Here is a 22641-nt window from a genome sequence, read left to right as displayed (position 1 = left end):
CAGAATTAATTATACAAAACAAAAGCTCGAGAAAATTCTCGAGCTTTTTTGATTTTATATAATTTAAGAATTTTAATTCAAATTCATTAATTCTTTTGCTTGATTGATTGCTGCATCTGTCAATTCTGAACCAGAAATCATTTGTGCAATTTCTTCTAAGCGTTGTTGTTGAGAAAGCACTGTCACGTTTGTTTGCGTTGTTTCGTTTACGACTTCTTTGTAAACTTTTAGCTGATAATTTCCTTTTGAAGCGACTTGTGGCAAATGCGTAATCACTAAAAGCTGCATATTTTCTGCCATTGTTTGCATTACTTTTCCTGTTTCATTCGCAACTTTTCCAGAAATTCCTGTATCTATTTCATCTAAAATTAATGTAGGCAAATGTTGATGAGTTGCCAATAATTTTTTAATCGCTAACATCAATCGAGAACGTTCTCCACCAGAAACAGATTTCTCAAAAATACGAGGTTCCATTCCTTTATTTGCTGAGAATAGAAACAAAACTTCATCTTTTCCAGTTGCTGTAAAATCTGCTGTTTCGTTTAATTGAATGGTTAATTGAGAATTTTCCATTCCCAATTGTGACAACGTATTCAAGATATTTTTTCGGATAATTTCGATAGAAGAAAATCTATTTTTTCTAATTTTAATTGATTGTTTTTCAAGTTTTTCTGAGATTGAATTCAATTCTTTATTTAAGTGAATAATTAAATCACTCAAATTATCAAAACCAGAAGTTTGACTTTCTAATTCGTCACGTTTAGCAATTAATTCTTCAACAGAAATCACATTATGTTTACGCAATAATTTATGAATCAAATCGTAACGATCAGTAATTTCTTGTAATCTTTCAGGATTAATTTCAGTCGAATCTATCAAACTACTCATTTCACCCGAAATATCTTGTAATTCTATTTTTGATGAAATCAATCGCTCGTAAATCAAATTGTATTGCGAATTATAATCCGAAATTTTATTCAATTTATTGCTTGCTTCATTCAATTGAGAAATTATTCCCATTTCAGGATGCTCCAAAAATTGATAAGTTTCATTCAAAATCGAAATAATTTCTTCTACATTTGATAAAGATTTTATCTCGATTTCCAATTGTTCTAATTCCTCATTTTTTAGCGAAGCATTGTTCAATTCTTCCCACAAATGCAATTTATATTCTAAATCTTGCGATTGATTTTCTAACGAATTTTGAGCATCTTTTATTTTTTTCTTTGTTGAAATATAGTGGTTAAAATCTTTCCTATATTCTTTCAATAAGTCTTTGTTTTCTCCGTAAATATCCAACATCGAAAGTTGAAAATCAGCTTCAAAGATTTTAGGGGTATTAAATTGAGAATGAATATCAATCAATAATTCTGATAATTCCTGTAAAATAGAGACTTTAACAGGTGTATCATTGATAAAAGCACGCGATTTTCCAGAAGGTAATAATTCTCTTCTCAAAATAGATTCGTCTTCATAATCTAAATCATTCTCTTCGAAAAAATCATTTAATTCAAGATTTTTAATCTCAAAAACAGCTTCAATAATACATTTTTCATCAATATTTTTCAAGGCTTTTAAATCGGCACGTTCGCCTAAAACTAATTTTAAAGCACCTAACAAAATCGATTTTCCAGCACCAGTTTCACCGGTAATTGTGGTCATACCTTGATGAAAATCAATCTCCAATTGATCGATAATGGCGAAATTATTAACGCGAAGAGTTTTTAACATTTACTTTTTCAATTTATTCCAATAATTGTCGTTGTATTTTGGCGCGATTGAATTTAAAATTCCTTTCAGTTTCTCGATATTCACCGTAGAAACCTGTCCGCCTGAAAATACTTGACTAATTTCGCTATTTTTTGCTGTTAAGAAAAGTTCTAGCGGATAAAATTGAGAATAATTTCCTCTTTGGTAAAATTCTAATTGCAGTAATGTATTTCCGATCGCGTTTTTACCACGAACTTCGTTCTCAGACATAACGTCTAAGCCATTTCTATGATATTGATAGATGATATTACGAAGTGTTGAATTATCCGATTTTAAAATATTGTTAATTAAGGCTGTACGCGATTTTATTCCATCTAATTCGCTCCAACCAGAGAAATTATTGTTCGCTTGACCGAAATCTGCAATTTTCTTCGCCATTTTGAAATACTCTGTTCCGCCTTCTTTCGCAAATGTATCTGCATCATATCCCAAAACTAAATAAATGTAATACGTCAATACATCTGTCAAATTTTTTCCACTGAATTTACGATCATTGAAAATTAATTCTTCAGATTCTTGGTATTGAAACGTAAAATTATCGTCAGATAAATTAAGAACAGGCGTATAGTACGTTGAGTTAAAAACAGGACGACGAGATTGTACCAAAATAGTACCTTTCATTCTGTTTCCCTCACGTTCCGTTACATTGATGACGAAACTAGCTTCAATTCTTTCGTATGTTTTTAAACGATCATTTGTCCATTTTGTTGAATTAATAAACGTTTTTAATGATCTTTCTAAAGTTTGATAAACCTGTGTATTAGATCCCTGAACCTGAGAATAATCGACTTTTACATCTGCAATAATATTTTGCGAGAAAGCCGAAATAGCTAAACACGACGAAAAGAAAATTGAGGCTAATTTCTTCATAATAAATTTTATAACTTATTTAAAATGACATTCAAAATATCTTTTGCAACATCTGTTTTTGATTTTGCATCAAATTGTTGCATCGATAAATCTTTATCAATAATTGTAATTTTGTTTGTATTCTTCTGAAAACCAGCTTCTTTATCTTGCATCGAATTAAGAACAATAAAATCAAGATTCTTTTTGGCTAATTTTTTCTTTGCATATTCTTCTTCGTTATTCGTCTCTAATGCAAAACCAACCAATAATTGATGTGTTTTGATTTCGCCTAACGATTTTAGAATATCAGGATTTTTCACCAATTCGATAATTAAATTATCATCGTTTTCTTTCTTAATTTTATGCTCAGCCATTTTTTTTGGACGATAATCTGCAACAGCCGCTGACATTACCACAGCATCAGCATCAGCAAAATTAGCGTACATCGCTTCGTACATATCACGAGCAGAAACAACATTTATTCGATCGATAGGAAAACCTGTAACAGATTCGTGACTTGGACCACTAACCAAGGTAACTTTTGCACCCAAATTAGCAGCAGCTTTTGCAATCTCGAATCCCATTTTTCCCGAAGAATAATTACCTATAAAACGAACAGGATCTAAGTTTTCGTATGTAGGACCAGCAGAAACTACTACTTTTTTTCCGTGAAGTGGGAGAGTAGCTTCGATTGTACTTTCCAAAAACGCAATAATGTTTTCAGGTTCAGCCATTCTACCTTCTCCAATTAATCCACTTGCTAATTCACCAGCTTCGGCAGGAATACAAATATTTCCGAAAGATTCTAATTTAGCAATATTTTCTAAAGTTGATGGATGTTTGTACATATCCAAATCCATTGCTGGAGCAAAATATACAGGACATTTAGCCGAAAGATAAGTAGCTAAAACCAAATTATCACACGTTCCATCTGCCATATGAGAAAGTGTATTTGCTGTACAAGGTGCAATAATCATATAATCTGCCCAAAGTGCATATTCTACATGATTATTCCAATCACCTTTATCGCCAAAAAACTCCCATTCAACTGGATGTTTGGAAAGCGTGGAAAGTGTAAGTGGGGTAACGAAGTTTTGAGCTTCTGGTGTCATAATAACTTTGACATCTGCTCCTTTTTTGATAAGCCCTCTAACAAGAAAAGCGGCTTTGTAGGCCGCTATTCCGGCAGAAACTGCCAAAAGAATTTTTTTACTATGTAAAACAGACATTATTTATCCTCATTTGGATTTCTGTAATATACGTCATTGTCTAACCATTCCTTAACCGCAATAGAAGTCGGTTTTGGTAATCTTTCGTAGAATTTTGAAACTTCGATTTGCTCTCTGTTTTCAAAAACTTCTTCTAAAGAATCTGTATGTGCAGCAAACTCATCCAATTTCTGAATTAATTCAGTTTTCATTTCTTGGTTAATTTGTTCTGCTCTTTTACCCATAATTACAATCGATTCGTATAAGTTTCCTGTTTTCTCATCGATTTTATTACGATCATAAGTTTGTGTTGTTGGTGCTGCACCGATATCCTTGAAATTCATAATGAAAGAATTTTATATATTTTACTATTATTTATTATTTTGCTCTTTGCTTAATTCAGCTTGATCAGCTTCAAATTTCTTTTTAGCTACTTCTATATCAGCTAATTGTTTTTTAGTCTCAACCATATCTTTGTCGATTTTCTCCATCAATTTATCAGCTTCTGCTTTAAATTTTGTTTGCGGATAATATCTTGTTAACAAAAGATATTGCGTTCTGGCATCTTGTAAACGTAAATCTTTGTTCTCGATACGAGAGAAATTTAACGCCAATTCTGTTTTAGAACGTAATGAATACATCATTGCTTCTTCACGAAATTTAGAATCTGGATATTCATCAACCATATTGTCAAAAGAAACTCCAGCAGCCTTATATTTCATTGTTTTGTAATAAACTTTAGAAATTTCGAAAGACTTTAATTCTAATTTTTGTCTAAGTTCTGTAATATAATTATTCGCTTCTGCAACGTGTGCTGATTCTGGATACGAATTGATAAATCCTTGTAACTCACTGATTGCTGTGTACGTACTTGTTTGATCCAAGTCATATTTTGGCGAATCTTTGTAATAAGAAAATGCCGATTTGAATAAAGCTTCTTCTGCACGGCTATCCATAGGATAAGCTCCTGCAAAGCTTTTGAATTGATGTCCTGCTAAACGGAAACTTTTTTCGTTAAAGTTACCTTGTGCCATATTATAGGCAATGTCCGCAGATTTTTCTGTTCCTACAAATGATGTAGAAATTTTTTCATACAATTCGTTTGCCAAATCATATTTACCATCTTGATACAATTGTGTAGCCAATGTAAAGATTTCGTCTTTATCCGTACTTTTCATCGCTTTGTTATAGGTCTTGTTACAAGACACTAAAGAAGCGCCAATTAAAACTACTAAGCTTAGTTTTTTAAACATTCTGCAAATTTAATAAAATTTGAGGACTAAAGTATAAAATATTTTTTTCTTATCCTCTTAATAAAATCTCAAAGTTTTGATTTATTCCGCTGTTGTGTCTGTACTTAATGTAACTATATCACGATCAAATAGATATAAACCTCCTTTGTCAGATCCAATCATTTCTAGCTTATCTAAGATATTTCTTGCTAATTTTTCTTCTTCAATTTGCTCAGAAACATACCATTGCAAGAAATTGTGAGTTGAATAATCTCTTTCTTCTAATGTTAAGCCTACAATTTCGTTAATTGATTCAGAAACAAAGCATTCGTGGTTTAAAATTGCAGTAAAAACTTCTTTCAATGTTGTGAAATCTTGTTTTGGTTCTTCAATTTGTGGAACAAACGCTTTTCCGCCTCTTTCGTTAATAAATTTAATTAATTTTAACATATGCATACGTTCTTCGTCTGCATGCGAGTACAAGAAATTTGCAGTTCCTTCTAAACCTTTCACTTCAGCCCAAGAAGCCATAGCTAAATATAATTGAGAAGAATCTCCTTCTAATTTGATTTGTTTGTTTAATGCGTCTAATATTGTATCTTTTATCATAGCTTTATTTTTTTAGATGTTTGATAATAATTGGTTAATTTTTGTTGTCAAATTAGCTGATGCTGGAACTAAAGGTAATCTTGTAAATGGTTTACAAACTCCTTTTTTATCTAAAACAGCTTTTATTCCGCAAGGATTTCCTTCCTCGAAGATAGCACGTGTAATTTCTACAACTTTGTAATGACCTTCGTAAGCAGCAACAACTTCTTTGTTGATTGCTTTGCGAATCATATCTGTAAAAACAGTTGGAACACCTTGTCCAATAACAGAAATAACACCAGAACCTCCAGCTAAAGTCATTGGAACAGCGAATTCATCATCACCAGAAATAATATTGAAATCTTCGCGTGTATTTTTACGGATAATATCTGTTGATTGTAAGAAATCTGGTGAAGCTTCTTTAATCGCAACAATATTTTTGAATTCATTTGCTAAACGAATTGTTGTATCTGCTGAGATATTAGAACCCGTTCTACCAGGAACATTATACAAAATAATGTTGGCGTCTGTACTTTCTGCAATCGCTTTATAATGTTGATAAATCCCTTCTTGATTTGGTTTATTATAATAAGGAGAAACCGTAAGAACTGCGATATAATCACTCAAATCTGTTTCTTGATATCCATTAATAACTTCTGCCGTATTGTTACCTCCAATACCCAAAACCATCGGAACACGATTAGCATTCGCCTTCTTTATTGTTTCGATTACCTGTTTCTTTTCATCTTTTGTAAGTGTTGCTGCTTCTGCAGTAGTTCCTAAAATAACTAAATACTCAACACCGCCATCGATACTATAGTTTACTAAATTTTCTAATGCAGTATAATCTACGGTACCATCTTGTTGAAAAGGCGTAACCAAAGCAACTCCTGTCCCAATTAATTGTTTCATCTTTTATAAATGTTATTAAATCTAATACTAAGTTAAAATTCGGAATTATATCTTGAATAATCAAATAATAGTGCTAATCTATAATTGGTCTTAGATAAAATCCAAAATCTTTCAAAAATAGCGATTAATTTATAGGAATAAAATTAATTTAAGCCAATGTTTTATGATTTTACTTATAAAAAAAAGCCACTCAAAACGAGTGGCTCATATTATTTCTAACTTTAGATTAGTTAAATGTATATTTAAATCCTAAAGAAAAACGACCAGCTTCAAAATCTGAATCATTTGATAATCTCCAATCAGGCTTCCAATCAAAATGTAAAGCCAAAGGAGCAGATGGAATTTTATATTCTAAACCTGCTTGTGGACGAATACCAAATATTGTTTTATCTTCATAATATCCTTTATCTACAAAAGTTAATTGAGGTCCAACCCCTACATACCATCCTAAGCCATTTGTACCAGAAAAAGGTTGATTATATGTATAATCTGCACCTAAAACAGTAACATGATCTCCAAACATCACCTGTACATTACCAGCGTTTTTACCATCAAAAGAGTGTTTGAATTGTGGACCTACTAATGTTTCTCCATCTCCTAAATCTACAACAACACCTAAAGCATTTTTATAGTTTTGAGCATTTACTTGAGAAATTCCTAATGCCATTACAGCAACTAATAATACTTTTTTCATTTTTATTAAATTTTCAGTTTTTAACTTTGTTATACCATCTATTTTACAAAAAGCGTGCAAATGTTATCTTAATGTTAAGTTTTAACATTTTTAATCGAATAATAATTATATATATTGCTTTGTATGAGTAAGATATTTGGTTAATTTAAAATCATTCTAAAGTTTAAACTTTTACATTATTCTCTTAAAAAAGTTAATTTTGTAGAAACAAAACAATAATGATTAAAACTGTAATTTTCGATATGGACGGCGTAATCGTCGATACAGAACCAGTACATAAATATGCTTATTTCGAACATTATAAAGAACTGAATATTCCAGTTACGGAAGAATTATTTGCTACATTTACAGGACAATCGACAAAGAATGTTTATCAAATTCTGAAAGATAAATTTGATCTGAAAGAAGAAGTGAACGATTTGGTTTTGAGAAAACGTACCATCTTTAATGAAGCTTTTGACACAAAACCTGATTTGTATTTGATTGACGGGGTTGAGAGTTTGATTAAAGATTTATACAGTAATGGAATCGAACTGATTTTGGCGTCCTCGGCTTCAAAATCGACAATTGATCGAGTTTTTAATCGTTTTGAGTTGAATCAATATTTTACACATAAAATTTCTGGCGAAAACTTTCCGAAGTCAAAACCAGATCCTGCTATTTTTCTATATGCAGCTGATTTGGCTAAATCTAAACATGCTGAATGTATAGTTATCGAAGATAGTAAAAACGGAGTGGAAGCGGCTTCCCGTGCGAATTTGTATTGTTTAGGTTACAAAAGTGCAAATTCGAAACAACAAGATATTTCAAAAGCAAATTGTATTGTAGATGATTTTAATGCGATTGATGCAAATTTTATTAAAGAATTTGAATTAACAATTTAAGATTAATCAATAATCTTAAATTGTTTCATTAAGAAAATGGCATTCATCATTTTGGTTGTGCCTTTTCTTAATTTATAATCTGAATAATAATTGTTGTCCACGTTTTTTAATTCGAAACAATAATTAATAATATGATCCGGGTTTTCACCTTCCATTTTCGTTAATTCTAAATCGTGAGTCGCGATAAAACCAATCAATTTTGTAGGAGATTTAATCAATTTTTCTAAAAATTTTTGCGAACCAATTAGTTTATCTTCTGAATTTGTTCCTTTTAAAATCTCATCTAAAATGATGATTTGTGGTTGATCATTTTCTAAACGTTCAATCAAAATTTTCAATTTATTAATTTCATTTTTGAAATAAGAATCGCCAGAAGACAGATTATCGACTGTCCTGATACTTGTAAATAAATCCATTGGATAAAATGACATTTTTTCTGCACTCACTTTTGAGCCATTCATTGCCAAAACCAAATTTGTTCCAACTGTTCTCAAAAAAGTACTTTTTCCAGCCATATTTGCACCTGTAATAATCGCAATATTGTTTGGACGATTGGTTTCAAAATCATTTTTCACAACTGTTTTTTCATCTAATAAAAGGTGAAAACCATTCGTAATTTTTAACGCATAAGGTTCATCTACAATTTCGGGATATGTAAATGATGTATGTTTATCATTGAAAATAGCAAAAGAAACGAAGGCCTCTAATTTCGCCAATTCATCTAACCAAGGTTTGATTTGATGAACCGTTTTTTGAACTTCATTTTCAAATTTGATCGAATAATGTAATCGCCATAAGAAAAAAGTATTTAATACAAAGCCTAAAATCGGGAAATTTGCTGCATCTAAAGTTTCTTTTGTTGAAGAAATTGTCTTGATTAAATCCGATGATTTGAAAGGATTTACAAATGTATTTTGAATTTCAACATTTAGTTTTGATTCAAATTTTTCTTCTTCAATATGTCGAAAAACTTCATATAAATTATCCAATTCATCTGCTTTCATTGTCGTATAAGCTGCTATTCGTCGAAGTTGTTGTTTATAAAACATGGAAATTGCATTCGAAATAATAACTGCGCCTAGAATCCAATAAAAAACAATTTCTTTCGGAAAACTAATAATTGCTAAAGCGATAAAACATAAAATATTCAGAACAGAAAAGATTAGTGGAAGTAATTTTATTGAATTAGTATTGAATACACGATTTTCGAACACAAAAATTGAAGATTGATTCATGTTTAATCGCTTTGTAAATGTCAAAAATGTCACTATCCAATTTCTTTTTTCAGCCAATTCTGTAAATGCATTTTGTCTATCAATAATTTCTGATTTGTCTAAAATCAAATTCGATAAAAAATGTTTCAACTGTAAATTTCCAATTCGAGTTTGCGTTTTATTGATCCGATTGAAGATTGAATTTCCTTCCAAAATATCTAAATCTTTGTTGTAAACATTATTGAACTGAGAATTATCTTCAACAAATGGATCGATAGAATCATCAGATTTTATTTGATTAATAATTTCTAAAGCTTGAATTGAATAATTGAGTTCCGAAGAAATTTTAGAAGTTTTAACCACTAAAACGATGAAAACTATAAATAAAATAGAAGAAATAATCAAATATAAATTGTTGCTCGACGTGACGTAAAGCAAGAAAAATACAACCGAAATAATAAATGCAACAAGCCTGATATTGCTGATTTTATTCTTTTTAGATTTCAATAAATTAAAATCATTTTGTAGTTTTTCTTCTATTTTTAGATAGTCTTCCATTCTTAATTTTATTTCTGATTAAAAGTAGTGGTATAAATAATAAAAGAGCGAAATTTCGCTCTTTTATTATTTTTTAACTTCTTGAAATTGTTTTTCTGTAATTATTCCTTTTTCAACCATTTTAGAAAGCCAATCAATAATTTCATGCTTTTCTTTAGATTTTAATTTTGAAAGGTTAATTGTTGAATAATTTCCAATATCATTTTCTATTCCATATTTTTCAGTTATAGCATCCAAATAATCTATATAAGCTTTTTCAAAGTGATATTTTTCTGCCATTATTTTTGAATAAACCATTAAAGAATCTGTTCTACCTTCAAAATTTGAATCTTTTAAATGATAAAATAATTCTGAATAAGCTTCTTCACTTTAGTAGTAATCGAATCGTAATTATCAGAAATTGAATTCATTGTTATTACATTCTCATGAATTACAGGTGTAACAATATTGTTTTCTTTTTTACAAGAAAACAATAAAATATAATAACAAATGAAAATATATTTCTCTTTTTTAATGATTACAATACTTTTATTTCGAATACTTTTTCATCATTCAAATAACCTTCTAAGGTATCTTTTGAATTGATTTTAGAAACTCCCGCTGGTGTACCAGTAAAAATTAAATCACCTTTTTTCAAGGTAAAATATTTAGAACATTCAGCAATTAAGGTATTGATATGAAAAATCATATCTTTTGAATTTCCTGTTTGTACATTTTCTCCATTTCGATCTAATTTGAATGTAAGATTTTCTAAATCAAAATTTTCTTTTGGATGAAAATCAGAAGCAAATGCAGAACCATCAAAAGCTTTCGCAATTTCCCAAGGAAAACGCTTTTCTTTCAATTCTTGTTGTACATCGCGCGCTGTAAAATCAATTCCTAAACCGATTTCTGAAAAATAACGATCTGCAAATTGAGGTTGAATCATTTTTCCAACTCGATCAATTTTAATTACAATTTCCGTTTCAAAATGAACTTCTTTCGTAAAACTTGGAATAACAAAAGGAAAACCCTTTCTTAAAATGGCCGAATCTGGTTTCATAAAAAACATAGGCGATTCTGGAATTGGATTATCTAATTCTTTTGCATGTTCGACGTAATTTCGTCCGACACAAATAATTTTCATCGCTTAAAAACCGTTTTGTAATTTGATTCGAGTAAAAACTTTCTTTGTATATAAAGGAAAATCGGCATTCTGAATCCACGCATAATAACCTGGATCTTTCGCAAAGATATCCGTCACAACTTGTCCTTTATACTTGCCAAACGAAATAATTTCTTGGTCTTTATCATTGTACTGAATAAATCCAGCTAAATCAGCCGTTTTGCGTTGAGAAGAAAATTCGCTCAAAAATTTATTGTCATTTTCAAGCTCGTCATATTTCTCGATTTGCGCCATCAAAACTTCGTAAGTCGCAATTGTATCAGCTTCCGCAGAATGTGCATCAATCAAATCTTTATCGCAATAATACTTATAAGCAGCGCTTAAATTGCGAGGTTCCATTTTATGATAAATCACTTGCACATCAATTGGACGATGTTTTGATAAATCAAAATCAAAACCATTACGTAATAATTCTTCTGCTAAAAGTGGAATATCAAAACGATTTGAATTATATCCTGCCAAATCAGAATCTTTAATCATTTCCATAATCGCAGGGGCAAGTTCTTTGAAAGAAGGCGCATCGGCAACATCTTCGTCAGAAATTCCGTGGATTAAAGTTGTTTCTGGTGGAATTGGAATTCCAGGATTAACTTTCCAAGTTTTTACTTCTTTTGAACCGTCTGTCAAAGCTTTCACGATAGAGATTTCAACAATACGGTCTTTTGAAACATTAGTTCCAGTTGTTTCTAAATCAAAGAAACAGATATTTTTAGTTAATTTCATTTTGTAATTTCTTTTCTAAAAATGATTGAGATAAGGATGTACAATAAGATGATTAGCGGAATTGCAGCAACTTGCAACCAAGCCACTAAACCTAATGTAATGATTAAGAAAATATATTTATAATAATTTTCTGCCCAACTCAATCCTTTAAATTTTAAGGCAAATAATGGTAAATCGACAATTAATAAAACACTAAATACAATAGAAACGGCAATTAATAAATACGGATCAAGAGATGGATTTATAATTTGTCCATTATTGTAATAGATAGAAAATAATGAGAAAATAAATAAGGTATTTGATGGTGTTGCCAAACCTTTGAAATACGTTGCTTGATCTTCATCTAAATTAAATTTTGCTAATCGTAACGCCGAAAAAGCAGGAACTAAAAAAGCAAATAATGAAATTGCAGCAATTTTTAAATTCTCATTTTCATAAATAAAATCAGTTGAAAAATGATTAAACATCGAAAATAACATCAATCCTGGTACAACACCAAACGAAATACAATCTGCCAAAGAATCCAATTCTTTTCCAATCGGGCTACCAATATTCATTAGTCGTGCAACCATTCCGTCCAAAAAATCAGCAACTAATGAAATCAACATCAAAACCATCACAATTGTAACTGTGGTAGTTGTGATTTGAGCATTGCTCGAAATCATGAAAATGGCTGATAATACACCACATGAAAGATTAAGTAGTGTTAGAAAATTTGGAATTGTAAATAATTTCATAAATGAATTTTTCATCGCAAAAATACAAACAAAAATTAATCTGAATCCTTTTTAAACACAATAAAACCACTATTTTTGAGTTTTTATATTCGTAATTCATCAATTTTGAAAAAGACATTCCTTATATTATCTGTTCTGGCAAGTCAATTTGCTTTTTCTCAAACCACACGCAAATATTCGAACGAGTTTTTGAATATTGGTGCAGATGCGCGCTCGTTTGCAATGGGTAATGCGGTTGTGGCGAATATTGGAAATGCAAATGCGGCTTATTGGAATCCTGCTGGATTAACGGAAATTACCTATGATTGGGAAGCTGCAGCAATGCATGCTGAATATTTTCAGTCGATTGCAAAATTTGATTATGCGGCGGTTGCAATTCCGTTGAGAGAAAGTAATTCTACGATTGCATTTTCGTTTACACGTTTTGGTGTTGATAATATTTTGAATACAACAGAATTGATTGATAATCAAGGAAATATTAATTACGATAAAATCTCTAAATTTTCTACAGCAGACTATGCTTTAACAATGTCTTATGCGGGAAATGTCTTTAATAATAAAGATATTCAGTTTGGTGCAAATGCTAAAATCGTTTATCGACATATTGGGAAATTTGCGCAAGGATTTGGTTTCGGTTTAGATCTTGGTTTGCAATATCGTACCGATAATAAAATGTATTTTGGTTTGATGGCACGAGATATTACAACAACTTTCAATGCGTGGAGTATCAATAAACAAAAGGTAAAAGAAATCACGATTGACGAACCAAATAATGAAGGTGAGCCAACAATTTTGAATGATTTACCTGGAGAGAATATCGAATTAACAATGCCTAAATTGCAATTTGGAGTTGGAAAACGTTTTGATTTTAATGAACGAGTTTCGTTATTGGGAGAGGTTGATATGAATATCGAATTTCAACAAACGAATGCCGCAATTTCTGGAAAAGGATTTTCGATTTCGCCACAAGTTGGTCTTGAATTAGGTTATGATGACATGGTTTTTGTACGTGGAGGATTGAACAATTTACAGAAGATTTCGCAATTTGATGGAAAAGATAAAACTCAAATTCAGCCAAATGTTGGGGTAGGTTTCAAATACAAAGGAATCTCGATTGATTATGCTTTGACAAACTTTGGAGACAGCGGTTTAGGATTATATTCTAACATTTTCTCAGTCCGTTTCGAGATGGATAAATGGAGATAAATAAGTTTTACTCATAATTATATTGATAGGTATATTTTTCTGAATATTGATATTTTATACTCTGTCAAGTGTTTCCAAAAGCGTTTTGGCATCATTTGGATTAGTAACATCGAATTTTTCCTTGTTTCAATTGTTGTCCAATTAAAATAAGACTTCCACAATTCTTGGTATAAATTCTCTTTTACATCAAAATAATAATTAAAGGTAAAACATTATATTTTGGATCAGTTTTCGCAAAAAATAAATCTTAATTAATCTTTTCAAAACGAATAAATATCGCTGAAAAAGTTTAACAAAAAATTTAATCGTACTCCAAATTGATTAAAAGTTCAGTTTTTAATCGGCTGATAAAATTACAATCTAATTCAGCAAGAAGAATATCAATTAATTGAGACAAAAAATCGCGGTGAATATAGTTAAATACAAAGGTTTTTTCATTTGTCATAAAATAAAAATCAAAATGACTAAAATAACCTGAAATTGATTTAATCTCTAGTGTTGGAAGTTCTTCGGGTTGAAAAAAATCACTTAATTTTGCACGATAATCATGCATTTTTTTGATAGAATTTGAATTAATATCAACATATTCCAAATTTAAATCTTCAATTTCATCTGAATAAAATTGAAACAAAAATTCATTTTTAGGATAATCATTTATGTACAAATTGAAACGATTATCTTTTTGGTATAACTGAAAAAGTCGATTAAATTCTTGCACATTATTGATCATAATAGATGAAGTTAAATAATTGATTTGAATAAATTTAAAAACATTTAGTTAAATAATCAAATAAAAAAGAGCCAAATTAACTTGGCTCTTGTATTTCTAGTAACGTATTGTTCTTGTTGTATTTGAAATTGGTTGATCAATATCTTTGACGAATTGTGTTCGTTTGACCCAATTTTTATGATTATCATATTGATATTTAATCGTGGAAATATTCTTTACTTTTCCTGCTTCATCAATCACAGTTTCTTCAATAATATTATTGTTTTCATCAAATTTGCGAATATATTTATTGACTTGTTTATTGTCTTTGTCCACATAATTTTCCTCTATAGGATTGCCTTTCGCGTCGTTTTTATAATTCAACGTATAATTTCCTTGGTTATATTTCACCAATGTTTTGACTAAAAATCCATTTTGATATTGAAACGTTTTTTCGATAAAAACATCAGAATCTTCCAATAAATTAGTTTCTCTTTCGTAAGTTACATTCTGATTTTGGTCTAATTTGTATTCAGTTTTAGAAACATTGACATCATTTTCGCTTTTCGTGACAATGTAACCGTCTGTTGTATATTCATAATCAAAATTGAAAACTAAACTTTCGTCATTGTTTTTCATTTCTCTCGAAATCAATTTATTCGATTCATTATAATTAAATATTTCAGCAAAAGTTTTATTTCCAGCTTCATCAAAATAATCACGTTTTGTCGGATTACCATCTTTATTATACGTTGATTTTGTGTAATATTCCGTTTCATAACCTTCAATAAACTTCATGCGAATACGTGCTTTTTGCATCGATTCTTCGATAAAAGTTGGATTTCCTAAAACATCATTTTGTTGTAATTCAGATTTTTGAGCAAATGCAAAACCTGAAAATAATATGGTAATTAAAGCAATGTTTTTTAACATATGTTGTATTTTTTTTTTTCTTGAATAAAAAGATTAACCAAAATTAATTCAAAAATGTAAATTTCTTGATCTATTTAAAGGTGAACGTAAAAACTAGAACTTATATTTGAAAAAAAATAAAAAAATGAGCACAAAATTTAAACTTTTAGGAAATCAACCAGCATTTATCGATTTATCATTGTTATTAGTACGTTTAGCTGCTGGTGGATTTATGTTTACACACGGATTCGGAAAATTGCAAAAATTAATCAATGGAAATTTCGAATTTGGAGATCCAATTGGACTTGGACCAGAAATTTCTTTAGGTTTAACTGTTTTTGCGGAAATACTTTGTGCTTTTTTAGTTTTGGTCGGATTATTTACTCGTTTGGCGGTAATTCCACTAATCATTACAATGTTAGTTGCTGTATTTATCGTGCATGCAGATCATGATTTTGGTAAAAAAGAATTGGGATTATTCTACTTAATCAATTATTTAGTTATATTTTTATCAGGCGCAGGAAAATATTCTTTAGACAAATTGATACTTAAAAAATGATAAAAACATTAACCTATAGTTTATTGATTTGTTCTTCTGCATTATTTGCTCAATCAAAAAATATGAAAAACATTGTTTATACGCCATTAGCAAAGGCAGAATTAACATTAATAAAAGAAAAGAAATCCTATGATCCTTTTCGTGTTTTATTAACAACTTCGGATGCAGATACAAAAATCTTAAAATCAACTTCTATTGATATTGATCCAAAAGATCCATTAATCAAATTATTGGCCGATCGTATGTATGCAACGGTTCAAGACGAGGCAAGTAAAGGTGTTGGTATTGCAGCTCCACAAATTGGAATTAATCGCAACGCGGTTTGGGTGCAACGTTTTGACAAAGAAGGCGAACCTTTTGAGTTTATTATCAATCCAAAAATCACGTGGTATTCGGACATTGTTCGTCACGGTCGCGAAGGTTGTTTGTCTATTCCTGATATTTTCGGAAAAGTGTATAGAAGCTTGGTTCTTCGATTGGCATATTATGATTTGGATGGAAATTTTCATGATGAAACAGTTGAAGGTTTTACAGCGGTTATTTTTCAGCACGAATACGATCATTTAACAGGAACGTTATTTACAGATCGAATGAAAGAGCAAGAAAATCTAAATTACGTGAAAGCTGAAGTGATGAACGATGTTTTTTACTTGAAAAAGACTAGTTCTTTTACAGATGACGACGACGATGAAGATTAAAAATTTCTTAAAACCTAGAAATTATTATGCTTGGCATAGTTTTTAGTTTAATTTTGCAAAAACTTATTTAGAAAATTGTTAGCATACACTACATATAATCATCCAACGAGCACAGAATGGGTGACTTTTGTTCATGGAGCAGGAGGAAGTTCTACGATTTGGTTCAAGCAATTGCGTGAATTTCGCAAACATTTCAATGTTTTGTTAATGGACTTGAGAGGACATGGACGTTCTAAGAAAAACTTGAAAGCGCTTTTCGAAAAACGTTATACTTTCAAATCAGTTTCAAAAGATGTGATTGATGTTTTAGATCATTTAAATATCGATAAAACACATTTTGTTGGGATGTCTTTGGGAACGATTGTGATTCGACAATTGGCAGAAGATTATTCGGAGCGATTCAAATCAATGGTGATGGGAGGCGCAATTATGAAAATTAATTTTCAATGTCAATTTTTGATTAACGTTGGAAATACATTCAAACATATGTTGCCTTATTTAATCTTGTATCGAATTTTTGCTTTCGCTATCATGCCAAAGAATACGCACAAAGAGTCAAGGCTATTATTTATCAATGAGGCGAAGAAATTGTATCAAAAAGAATTTTTGAAATGGTTCAAACTCACTGCGGATGTCAATCCATTGCTAAAATGGTTTCGAAAAATTGAATTAAATATTCCGACTTTATATGTGATGGGAGCAGAAGATCATATGTTTTTGCCTTCGATTCAGGAATTAATAAAAGCACATACCAAACATTCAGAATTGATTGTTATCGAAGATTGTGGACATGTTGTGAATGTCGATCAACCACAAATTTTTAACGATAAAGTAATTGAATATATTCATCGAATTAAATAAAATAAACTAAAAAAAGCTTNNAAGCTTTTTTTAGTTTATTTTGATCTTTTTTCTAACAAATCTGGGCGACGTTCTTTTGTACGTTCAACTGCTTTTTCATGCAACCATTCTTCAATTTTAGGAAAGTTACCCGAAAGTAAAACATCAGGAACTTTTAGACCTTTATATTCGGCAGGACGCGTATAAATTGGTGGCGCTAACAAATCATCTTGAAACGAATCTGAAAGGGCAGAAGTCTCATCACCAATTACGCCAGGTAATAAACGAATAATAGAATCAGCCAAAATAATTGCGCCAAATTCTCCACCAGAAAGCACATAATCGCCAATCGAAATTTCTCTCGTCACATACATATCTCGAATACGTTGATCGATTCCCTTGTAATGTCCACAAATCATCATAAGATTTCCTTTCAACGACAAATCATTCGCAATTGTTTGATTCAACGTTTCACCATCTGGCGTCAAATAAATAATTTCATCATAAGTTCGTTCATCTTTCAATTTCGAAATCATTTTGTCCAAAGGCTCGCACATAATCACCATTCCAGAAGTTCCTCCGTACGGATAATCATCTACATGACGATAACGTCCTTTTCCAAAATCTCTCAAATCGTGAACATGAATTTCAGCTAAACCTTTGTCTTGCGCACGTTTCATAATCGAGGCAGAAAATGGACTAACTAATAATTCGGGTAAAACAGTGATAATATCTATTCGCATGCTGCAAAGATATTTGTTTAGCTACGTTTGAGCAAGTTTAAATCTATTTTTTGAATTTGATTGTTTTAATAGAATTTATAAATTCTTCTTGTGACTTTTCATCTAAATTGTAACCAATAAAATTAAATTTTGAAGTTGAGTTTTTAATAGTATCCATATAAACTGCAATTAATTTATGATGATTTGATTGTATAAGTTTTGCTTTTTGATGATCAATAACAATATAAGAAATCTGGTATTTTGAATGTACGATAGAATCAATATTTGTTTTATGAAGTTTATTGATATATAATTCAGAGATTTTTTCCAATTCTAAATCAGGATTATTATTTAAAATAGTTGTAAAAATACTATCTGCAATTTTAGCATTAATATCAAAATCTCCGCCTGCAAGTAAACCATAATCATAAATTAATGTATCATTATTTGGAGTAATAATTCCTCCAACTTCACTATCAATTCCGCCTAATTTCACTTTTTTCCAATCTTTCGGAATTTCCATAGAAAAACTTCTAAATTGAATCGTTTTATAATTGCTTTTATTACAAGATATTAATCCAAATAATATAATGAATGATAAATATTTTAATTGATTATTCAAATGATTGATTTTCTTTTAAAATCAATAAATATAATTGATATTATTCATTAGCCTTATTCAAATGAAATCGAGTAAATTTGTCTAAAATTTTAATCAAATGTTTTTATATAACAGACATAGACGACTACGCAAAAACGAATCAATTCGTAGTATGATTCGCGAAAATCATTTGTCACCAAACGATTTTATTTTACCAATTTTTATGGCTGAAGGAGAAGGCGTGAAGGAAGAAATTGCTGCAATGCCAGGTATTTACCGCCAATCTCTTGACAATACTGTAAAAGAAGTAAAAGAAATTTGGGATTTAGGTATAAAATCAGTTAACATATATTGTAAAGTTAGTGATAACTTAAAAGATAATACAGGTAAAGAGGCTTGGAATCCAAACGGATTGATGCAAAATACAATCAAAGCAATTAAAGATGCTGTTCCAGAAATGATTGTAATGCCTGATGTTGCCTTAGATCCATATTCAATTTATGGTCATGACGGAATCATCAAAAATGGAGAAGTTATTAATGATGAAACAGTTGATGCTTTGGTAAAAATGACATTATCTCATGCAGAAGCTGGTGCAGATTTTGTTGCGCCTTCTGATATGATGGACGGTCGAATAGGAGCGATGCGCGCTGCGTTGGAGGAGAACGGTTTTCATAATGTAGGAATTATGACGTATGCTGCGAAATATGCATCATCTTTTTATGGACCTTTCCGTACAGCTTTAGATTCTGCACCAGTTGATTCTCAAGAAATTCCGAAAGACAAAAAAACCTATCAAATGGATTACCATAATTCACAAGAAGCATTGCGCGAAGCAATTGCGGATGTAGAAGAAGGTGCAGATATTTTGATGGTAAAACCAGGTATGGCATATCTGGATATTGTTAAATTAGTGAAAGATAATTTACAAGTTCCGGTTTCTGTTTATCAGGTTTCAGGTGAATATGCGATGATAAAAGCTGCTGTAGAAAAAGGTTGGTTAGATAATGATAAAGTAATTTTAGAGTCTTTAACTTGTTTCAAAAGAGCAGGAGCAGACCTAATTTCAACTTATTTTGCAAAAGAAGCAGCAAGATTATTGAACGATCAATAAATCAGTTCAAAATAAAAATAAAAAAATCCACTTCATTTGAAGTGGATTTTTTATGCTTTAAAGCGAATAATTAACCATTTTCGCTGTAAATTGTTGTTTTTCTAATGTAGATAGAAAATATTTTTGTTCAGCTTCAGCTTGTTCTTTTTTCTGATAATTCTTTTCGTAACCCGTTTGAATTTCTTTTAAAGAACCAATCGTTCCATTTTTCAATAAATAATTCTGAAACTTTGTATATCTATCTGCCAATTTGCCGTAGATATCTTTGTTATCGATGTTTGCTTCATAAACATCTGTCACATAAACTTCATTATCTTGTCCATAAGCGATGGAAAAAAAATAATAAGTTTGGTTATTCTTTGTTTGACTGAAAACCACCCCAGTAACAAAGAATAAAAATAGTACTAAACCTTTTTTCATTCAACCAAAATTTGAGCACGCAAGTTAATCATTATAACTTAATTAAAACCCTTGTTGTGTGATTTTATATTATTCGGTATAATTTTTTTATATTTGTGTCCTAAAATTGACTCAAAATGTTTCAAAATCTTCAGGATAAATTAGATAAAGCATTACATACCTTAAAAGGAAAAGGACAAATTACAGAAATTAACGTTGCAGAAACCGTAAAAGAGGTGCGTAGAGCCCTTGTTGATGCCGATGTTAGTTATAAAGTTGCAAAAGATTTTACAAATACGGTAAAAGAAAAGGCTTTAGGTGAAAACGTAATTACGTCGCTTAATCCTGGACAATTAATGGTAAAAATTGTTCATGATGAATTAGCAAAATTAATGGGAGGTGAGGTTACTGAACTGAAAGTAGACGATAATCCGACAATTATTTTGATTGCTGGTTTGCAAGGTTCTGGTAAAACAACTTTTTCTGGTAAATTAGCTAATTTCCTAAAAACTAAGAAAAACAAAAAAGTATTATTAGTTGCTGGTGATGTTTATCGTCCAGCTGCCATCAATCAGTTACAAGTTTTAGGAGAGCAAATTGGTGTAGATGTTTATGCTGATTTAGAAAACAAAAATCCTGTAGAAATTGCTCAATCAGCGATTGCACAAGCAAAACAAAATGGAAATAATGTAATTATTGTCGATACAGCTGGTCGTTTGGCGATTGATGAGCAAATGATGGATGAAATTCGTCGCGTTCACCAAACAGTTAATCCTACCGAAACTTTATTTGTTGTAGACTCTATGACAGGTCAAGATGCGGTGAATACTGCAAAAGCTTTCAATGAAGTATTGAATTATAATGGAGTTGTTTTAACAAAATTAGACGGTGATACACGTGGTGGAGCTGCTTTAACGATTAGAACTGTTGTTGATAAGCCAATCAAATTTATTTCTACTGGTGAGAAAATGGAAGCTTTAGATGTTTTCTATCCAGAACGTATGGCGGATCGTATTTTGGGAATGGGTGACGTTGTTTCGTTAGTAGAGCGTGCTCAAGAGCAATTTGACGAAGAAGAAGCAAAACGTTTGCAAAAGAAAATTGCAAAAAATAGCTTCGATTTTGATGATTTCTTAAAACAAATTCAGCAAATCAAACGTATGGGTAATATGAAAGATTTGGTTGGAATGATTCCTGGAGCTGGAAAAGCGTTGAAAGATGTAGATATTGACGACAATGCTTTTAAAGGGGTTGAAGCGATTATTCACTCAATGACGAAAAAAGAGCGTAAAAATCCAAATATTATCGATAATTCTCGTAAGAAAAGAATTGCAGCTGGTTCTGGAACATCTTTACAAGAAGTGAATCAATTATTGAAACAATTCTCTGAAATGGGAAAAATGATGAAATTTATGAATTCTGCAAATGGTAAAAAGATGATGGAAACAATGTCTAAAAATATGCCTGCAGGTGGATTCCCAGGAATGCCAAAAATGTAATAATAATACAATAATTTATAGTATATTAAAACCTCTAATTGTTAGAGGTTTTTTTATTTTAAACTAAATATATTATGTTAAATAGATTTTTCTTAATAGTTATTTTTTTCGGAATTTTTATAAACTGTCTTAATGGAGCTAGAGAGAAAGATGGTATAATAGTATATTATAATTATACAAAAGATGATGAGCTAGAGTGGAAATTAAATGACTATGAATACACATATTCTATAAACTTTATTTAAAAAGTAAATATAGAAATTAATCAATTTGATGATTATGCGGAAACAGAGTATGGAGGTTCATATCAATTTAAATTAGAGAAGAAAGACATAAAATTGTATAAAAGTTTACAAAATAAATTATCAAAAATTATTTTTGTAACAGACACAATAAAAAATAGTTATTATGGACATATTATAGTTTTAAATAGTTTGCAAATTATATTGTTCTAAAATATATTCCTAATCTAAAACCTTCAAAGTTGTATAGATAATCCCAAATAATAGGTAGACGACATTATTCAACTTTACATAATAAAGATTATTAATAATAATATTTCTATGAAATATTATTATTATAATATATATTATGTTAAATAAAGTATTTTATTAAGCTCTTTTATATATCCATTATTTATAATTTTAAATGTTGATTTCCCTAACAACAGTTTCTTCTACTAATTCATTTTGTTCTAATCTTCCTCCAGGCAATTCCCATTCGTTTCTATTGTTTTTAACTAACAAATATTTTCCATTAATTATAACGATTCCTTTTACAGAAATTGGAATTAAATATTCTTTACTCATTTTATTAAAATTTGGTTTTGTAAATGCCCAACGAATTTT

General features: G+C 30.2%; 26 protein-coding genes and 1 pseudogene. 7 read left to right on the top strand and 20 right to left on the bottom strand.

The genetic code is table 11. The features are described 5' to 3' along the window. Window positions 1–72: 72 nt before the first annotated feature. The 8 genes from recN to B3578_RS09890 all read right to left on the bottom strand — a co-directional run bounded on the left by recN (window position 73) and on the right by B3578_RS09890 (window position 7253). Window positions 73–1731 (bottom strand): DNA repair protein RecN, encoded by a 1659-nt coding sequence (gene recN / locus B3578_RS09925; RefSeq protein WP_291048297.1) that lies wholly within the window; start codon window positions 1729–1731, stop codon window positions 73–75. Next, window positions 1732–2640 (bottom strand): DUF4835 family protein, encoded by a 909-nt coding sequence (locus tag B3578_RS09920; RefSeq protein ID WP_291048294.1) that lies wholly within the window; start codon window positions 2638–2640, stop codon window positions 1732–1734. Between the two features lie 8 nt (window positions 2641–2648). Then, on the bottom strand, window positions 2649–3848 hold the full coding sequence (coaBC, locus tag B3578_RS09915; RefSeq protein ID WP_286494839.1) for a bifunctional phosphopantothenoylcysteine decarboxylase/phosphopantothenate--cysteine ligase CoaBC: 1200 nt from the start codon (window positions 3846–3848) through the stop codon (window positions 2649–2651). Next, entirely contained in the window at window positions 3848–4171 is a 324-nt protein-coding gene (locus B3578_RS09910; RefSeq protein ID WP_019973784.1) for a DNA-directed RNA polymerase subunit omega, read from the bottom strand. The genes coaBC and B3578_RS09910 overlap by 1 nt, the downstream gene beginning before the upstream one ends. A gap of 27 nt (window positions 4172–4198) precedes the next feature. Next, window positions 4199–5080 (bottom strand): outer membrane protein assembly factor BamD, encoded by an 882-nt coding sequence (locus B3578_RS09905; RefSeq protein WP_038334250.1) that lies wholly within the window; start codon window positions 5078–5080, stop codon window positions 4199–4201. Between the two features lie 81 nt (window positions 5081–5161). Continuing rightward, window positions 5162–5668, bottom strand: a complete 507-nt coding sequence (locus B3578_RS09900) for a ferritin (protein WP_038334248.1) — start codon at window positions 5666–5668, stop codon at window positions 5162–5164. Between the two features lie 12 nt (window positions 5669–5680). Continuing rightward, a complete protein-coding gene (gene dapA / locus B3578_RS09895) occupies window positions 5681–6559 on the bottom strand; it encodes a 4-hydroxy-tetrahydrodipicolinate synthase (protein WP_115000572.1) in 879 nt (292 codons plus the stop codon). A 226-nt stretch (window positions 6560–6785) separates the two neighbouring features. Further along, window positions 6786–7253, bottom strand: coding sequence for a hypothetical protein (locus tag B3578_RS09890; protein ID WP_038334238.1), 468 nt, complete (start codon window positions 7251–7253; stop codon window positions 6786–6788). A 218-nt stretch (window positions 7254–7471) separates the two neighbouring features. On the opposite strand from B3578_RS09890, the gene B3578_RS09885 reads away from it, so the two are divergent. Further along, on the top strand, window positions 7472–8137 hold the full coding sequence (locus tag B3578_RS09885; RefSeq protein ID WP_221854475.1) for an HAD family hydrolase: 666 nt from the start codon (window positions 7472–7474) through the stop codon (window positions 8135–8137). A gap of 2 nt (window positions 8138–8139) precedes the next feature. On the opposite strand, the gene B3578_RS09880 is transcribed toward B3578_RS09885, so the two are convergent. The 5 genes from B3578_RS09880 to B3578_RS09860 all read right to left on the bottom strand — a co-directional run bounded on the left by B3578_RS09880 (window position 8140) and on the right by B3578_RS09860 (window position 12534). Beyond that, window positions 8140–9909 (bottom strand): MutS-related protein, encoded by a 1770-nt coding sequence (locus B3578_RS09880; RefSeq protein ID WP_286494837.1) that lies wholly within the window; start codon window positions 9907–9909, stop codon window positions 8140–8142. A 66-nt stretch (window positions 9910–9975) separates the two neighbouring features. Continuing rightward, a complete protein-coding gene (locus tag B3578_RS09875) occupies window positions 9976–10188 on the bottom strand; it encodes a hypothetical protein (protein ID WP_291048275.1) in 213 nt (70 codons plus the stop codon). 238 nt (window positions 10189–10426) lie between these two features. Continuing rightward, the gene (locus B3578_RS09870) at window positions 10427–11035 is read right to left on the bottom strand and encodes a fumarylacetoacetate hydrolase family protein (RefSeq protein ID WP_115000569.1); all 609 of its coding nucleotides are present in this window, start codon (window positions 11033–11035) and stop codon (window positions 10427–10429) included. A 3-nt stretch (window positions 11036–11038) separates the two neighbouring features. Continuing rightward, entirely contained in the window at window positions 11039–11797 is a 759-nt protein-coding gene (locus B3578_RS09865) for a 3'-5' exonuclease (RefSeq protein ID WP_038334216.1), read from the bottom strand. Beyond that, window positions 11794–12534 (bottom strand): CDP-alcohol phosphatidyltransferase family protein, encoded by a 741-nt coding sequence (locus tag B3578_RS09860; RefSeq protein ID WP_286473582.1) that lies wholly within the window; start codon window positions 12532–12534, stop codon window positions 11794–11796. The genes B3578_RS09865 and B3578_RS09860 overlap by 4 nt, the downstream gene beginning before the upstream one ends. A 105-nt stretch (window positions 12535–12639) precedes the next feature. Between B3578_RS09860 and B3578_RS09855 the strand changes: the two genes are divergently transcribed. Then, entirely contained in the window at window positions 12640–13740 is a 1101-nt protein-coding gene (locus tag B3578_RS09855) for a PorV/PorQ family protein (protein WP_286494835.1), read from the top strand. Window positions 13741–13757: 17 nt separating this feature from the next. Here the strand turns inward: B3578_RS09855 and B3578_RS14400 are convergent. The 3 genes and pseudogenes from B3578_RS14400 to B3578_RS09845 all read right to left on the bottom strand — a co-directional run. After that, window positions 13758–13919, bottom strand: a pseudogene (locus B3578_RS14400) (DUF4130 domain-containing protein); the annotation flags it as partial. 122 nt (window positions 13920–14041) lie between these two features. After that, window positions 14042–14470, bottom strand: a complete 429-nt coding sequence (locus tag B3578_RS09850) for a hypothetical protein (RefSeq protein ID WP_286494833.1) — start codon at window positions 14468–14470, stop codon at window positions 14042–14044. 96 nt (window positions 14471–14566) lie between these two features. Next, complete coding sequence (locus tag B3578_RS09845) at window positions 14567–15382, bottom strand: hypothetical protein (protein WP_038335805.1); 816 nt, start codon at window positions 15380–15382, stop codon at window positions 14567–14569. 124 nt (window positions 15383–15506) lie between these two features. Here B3578_RS09845 and B3578_RS09840 point away from each other — a divergent pair, with 124 nt between their 5' ends. The 3 genes from B3578_RS09840 (at window position 15507) to B3578_RS09830 (ending at window position 17479) form a co-directional block, all read left to right on the top strand. Continuing rightward, window positions 15507–15920, top strand: a complete 414-nt coding sequence (locus B3578_RS09840; RefSeq protein ID WP_180904370.1) for a DoxX family protein — start codon at window positions 15507–15509, stop codon at window positions 15918–15920. After that, window positions 15917–16618: a peptide deformylase gene (gene def, locus B3578_RS09835; protein ID WP_219034603.1), complete on the top strand. Its 702-nt coding sequence runs from the start codon at window positions 15917–15919 to the stop codon at window positions 16616–16618. Before B3578_RS09840 ends, def begins: the two co-directional genes overlap by 4 nt. Before the next feature lie 75 nt (window positions 16619–16693). Then, on the top strand, window positions 16694–17479 hold the full coding sequence (locus tag B3578_RS09830) for an alpha/beta fold hydrolase (protein WP_291048260.1): 786 nt from the start codon (window positions 16694–16696) through the stop codon (window positions 17477–17479). A gap of 35 nt (window positions 17480–17514) precedes the next feature. Here the strand turns inward: B3578_RS09830 and trmD are convergent, their stop codons facing one another. Both trmD and B3578_RS09820 read right to left on the bottom strand, forming a co-directional pair. Continuing rightward, a complete protein-coding gene (gene trmD, locus B3578_RS09825) occupies window positions 17515–18201 on the bottom strand; it encodes a tRNA (guanosine(37)-N1)-methyltransferase TrmD (RefSeq protein ID WP_125349373.1) in 687 nt (228 codons plus the stop codon). Window positions 18202–18244: 43 nt separating this feature from the next. Further along, a complete protein-coding gene (locus B3578_RS09820) occupies window positions 18245–18703 on the bottom strand; it encodes a hypothetical protein (RefSeq protein WP_291048257.1) in 459 nt (152 codons plus the stop codon). Between the two features lie 196 nt (window positions 18704–18899). On the opposite strand from B3578_RS09820, the gene hemB reads away from it, so the two are divergent. Beyond that, complete coding sequence (hemB, locus tag B3578_RS09815; protein ID WP_038334133.1) at window positions 18900–19895, top strand: porphobilinogen synthase; 996 nt, start codon at window positions 18900–18902, stop codon at window positions 19893–19895. A 57-nt stretch (window positions 19896–19952) separates the two neighbouring features. Here hemB and B3578_RS09810 read toward each other — a convergent pair whose 3' ends face one another. Then, window positions 19953–20315, bottom strand: coding sequence for a hypothetical protein (locus B3578_RS09810; RefSeq protein WP_219034601.1), 363 nt, complete (start codon window positions 20313–20315; stop codon window positions 19953–19955). Between the two features lie 116 nt (window positions 20316–20431). Between B3578_RS09810 and ffh the strand changes: the two genes are divergently transcribed. Then, window positions 20432–21793, top strand: coding sequence for a signal recognition particle protein (ffh, locus tag B3578_RS09805; protein ID WP_219034600.1), 1362 nt, complete (start codon window positions 20432–20434; stop codon window positions 21791–21793). A gap of 644 nt (window positions 21794–22437) precedes the next feature. On the opposite strand, the gene B3578_RS09800 is transcribed toward ffh, so the two are convergent. Beyond that, on the bottom strand, window positions 22438–22602 hold the full coding sequence (locus tag B3578_RS09800) for an NUDIX domain-containing protein (protein ID WP_219035308.1): 165 nt from the start codon (window positions 22600–22602) through the stop codon (window positions 22438–22440). Window positions 22603–22641: the final 39 nt, after the last annotated feature.

The organism is Empedobacter sp. UBA1574 (assembly GCF_002322895.1).
GTDB classification, from domain to species: domain Bacteria; phylum Bacteroidota; class Bacteroidia; order Flavobacteriales; family Weeksellaceae; genus Empedobacter; species Empedobacter falsenii_B.
The sequence above is the reverse complement of the archived record's forward strand: the minus strand, read 5'-3'. Positions and strand labels throughout refer to the sequence as shown.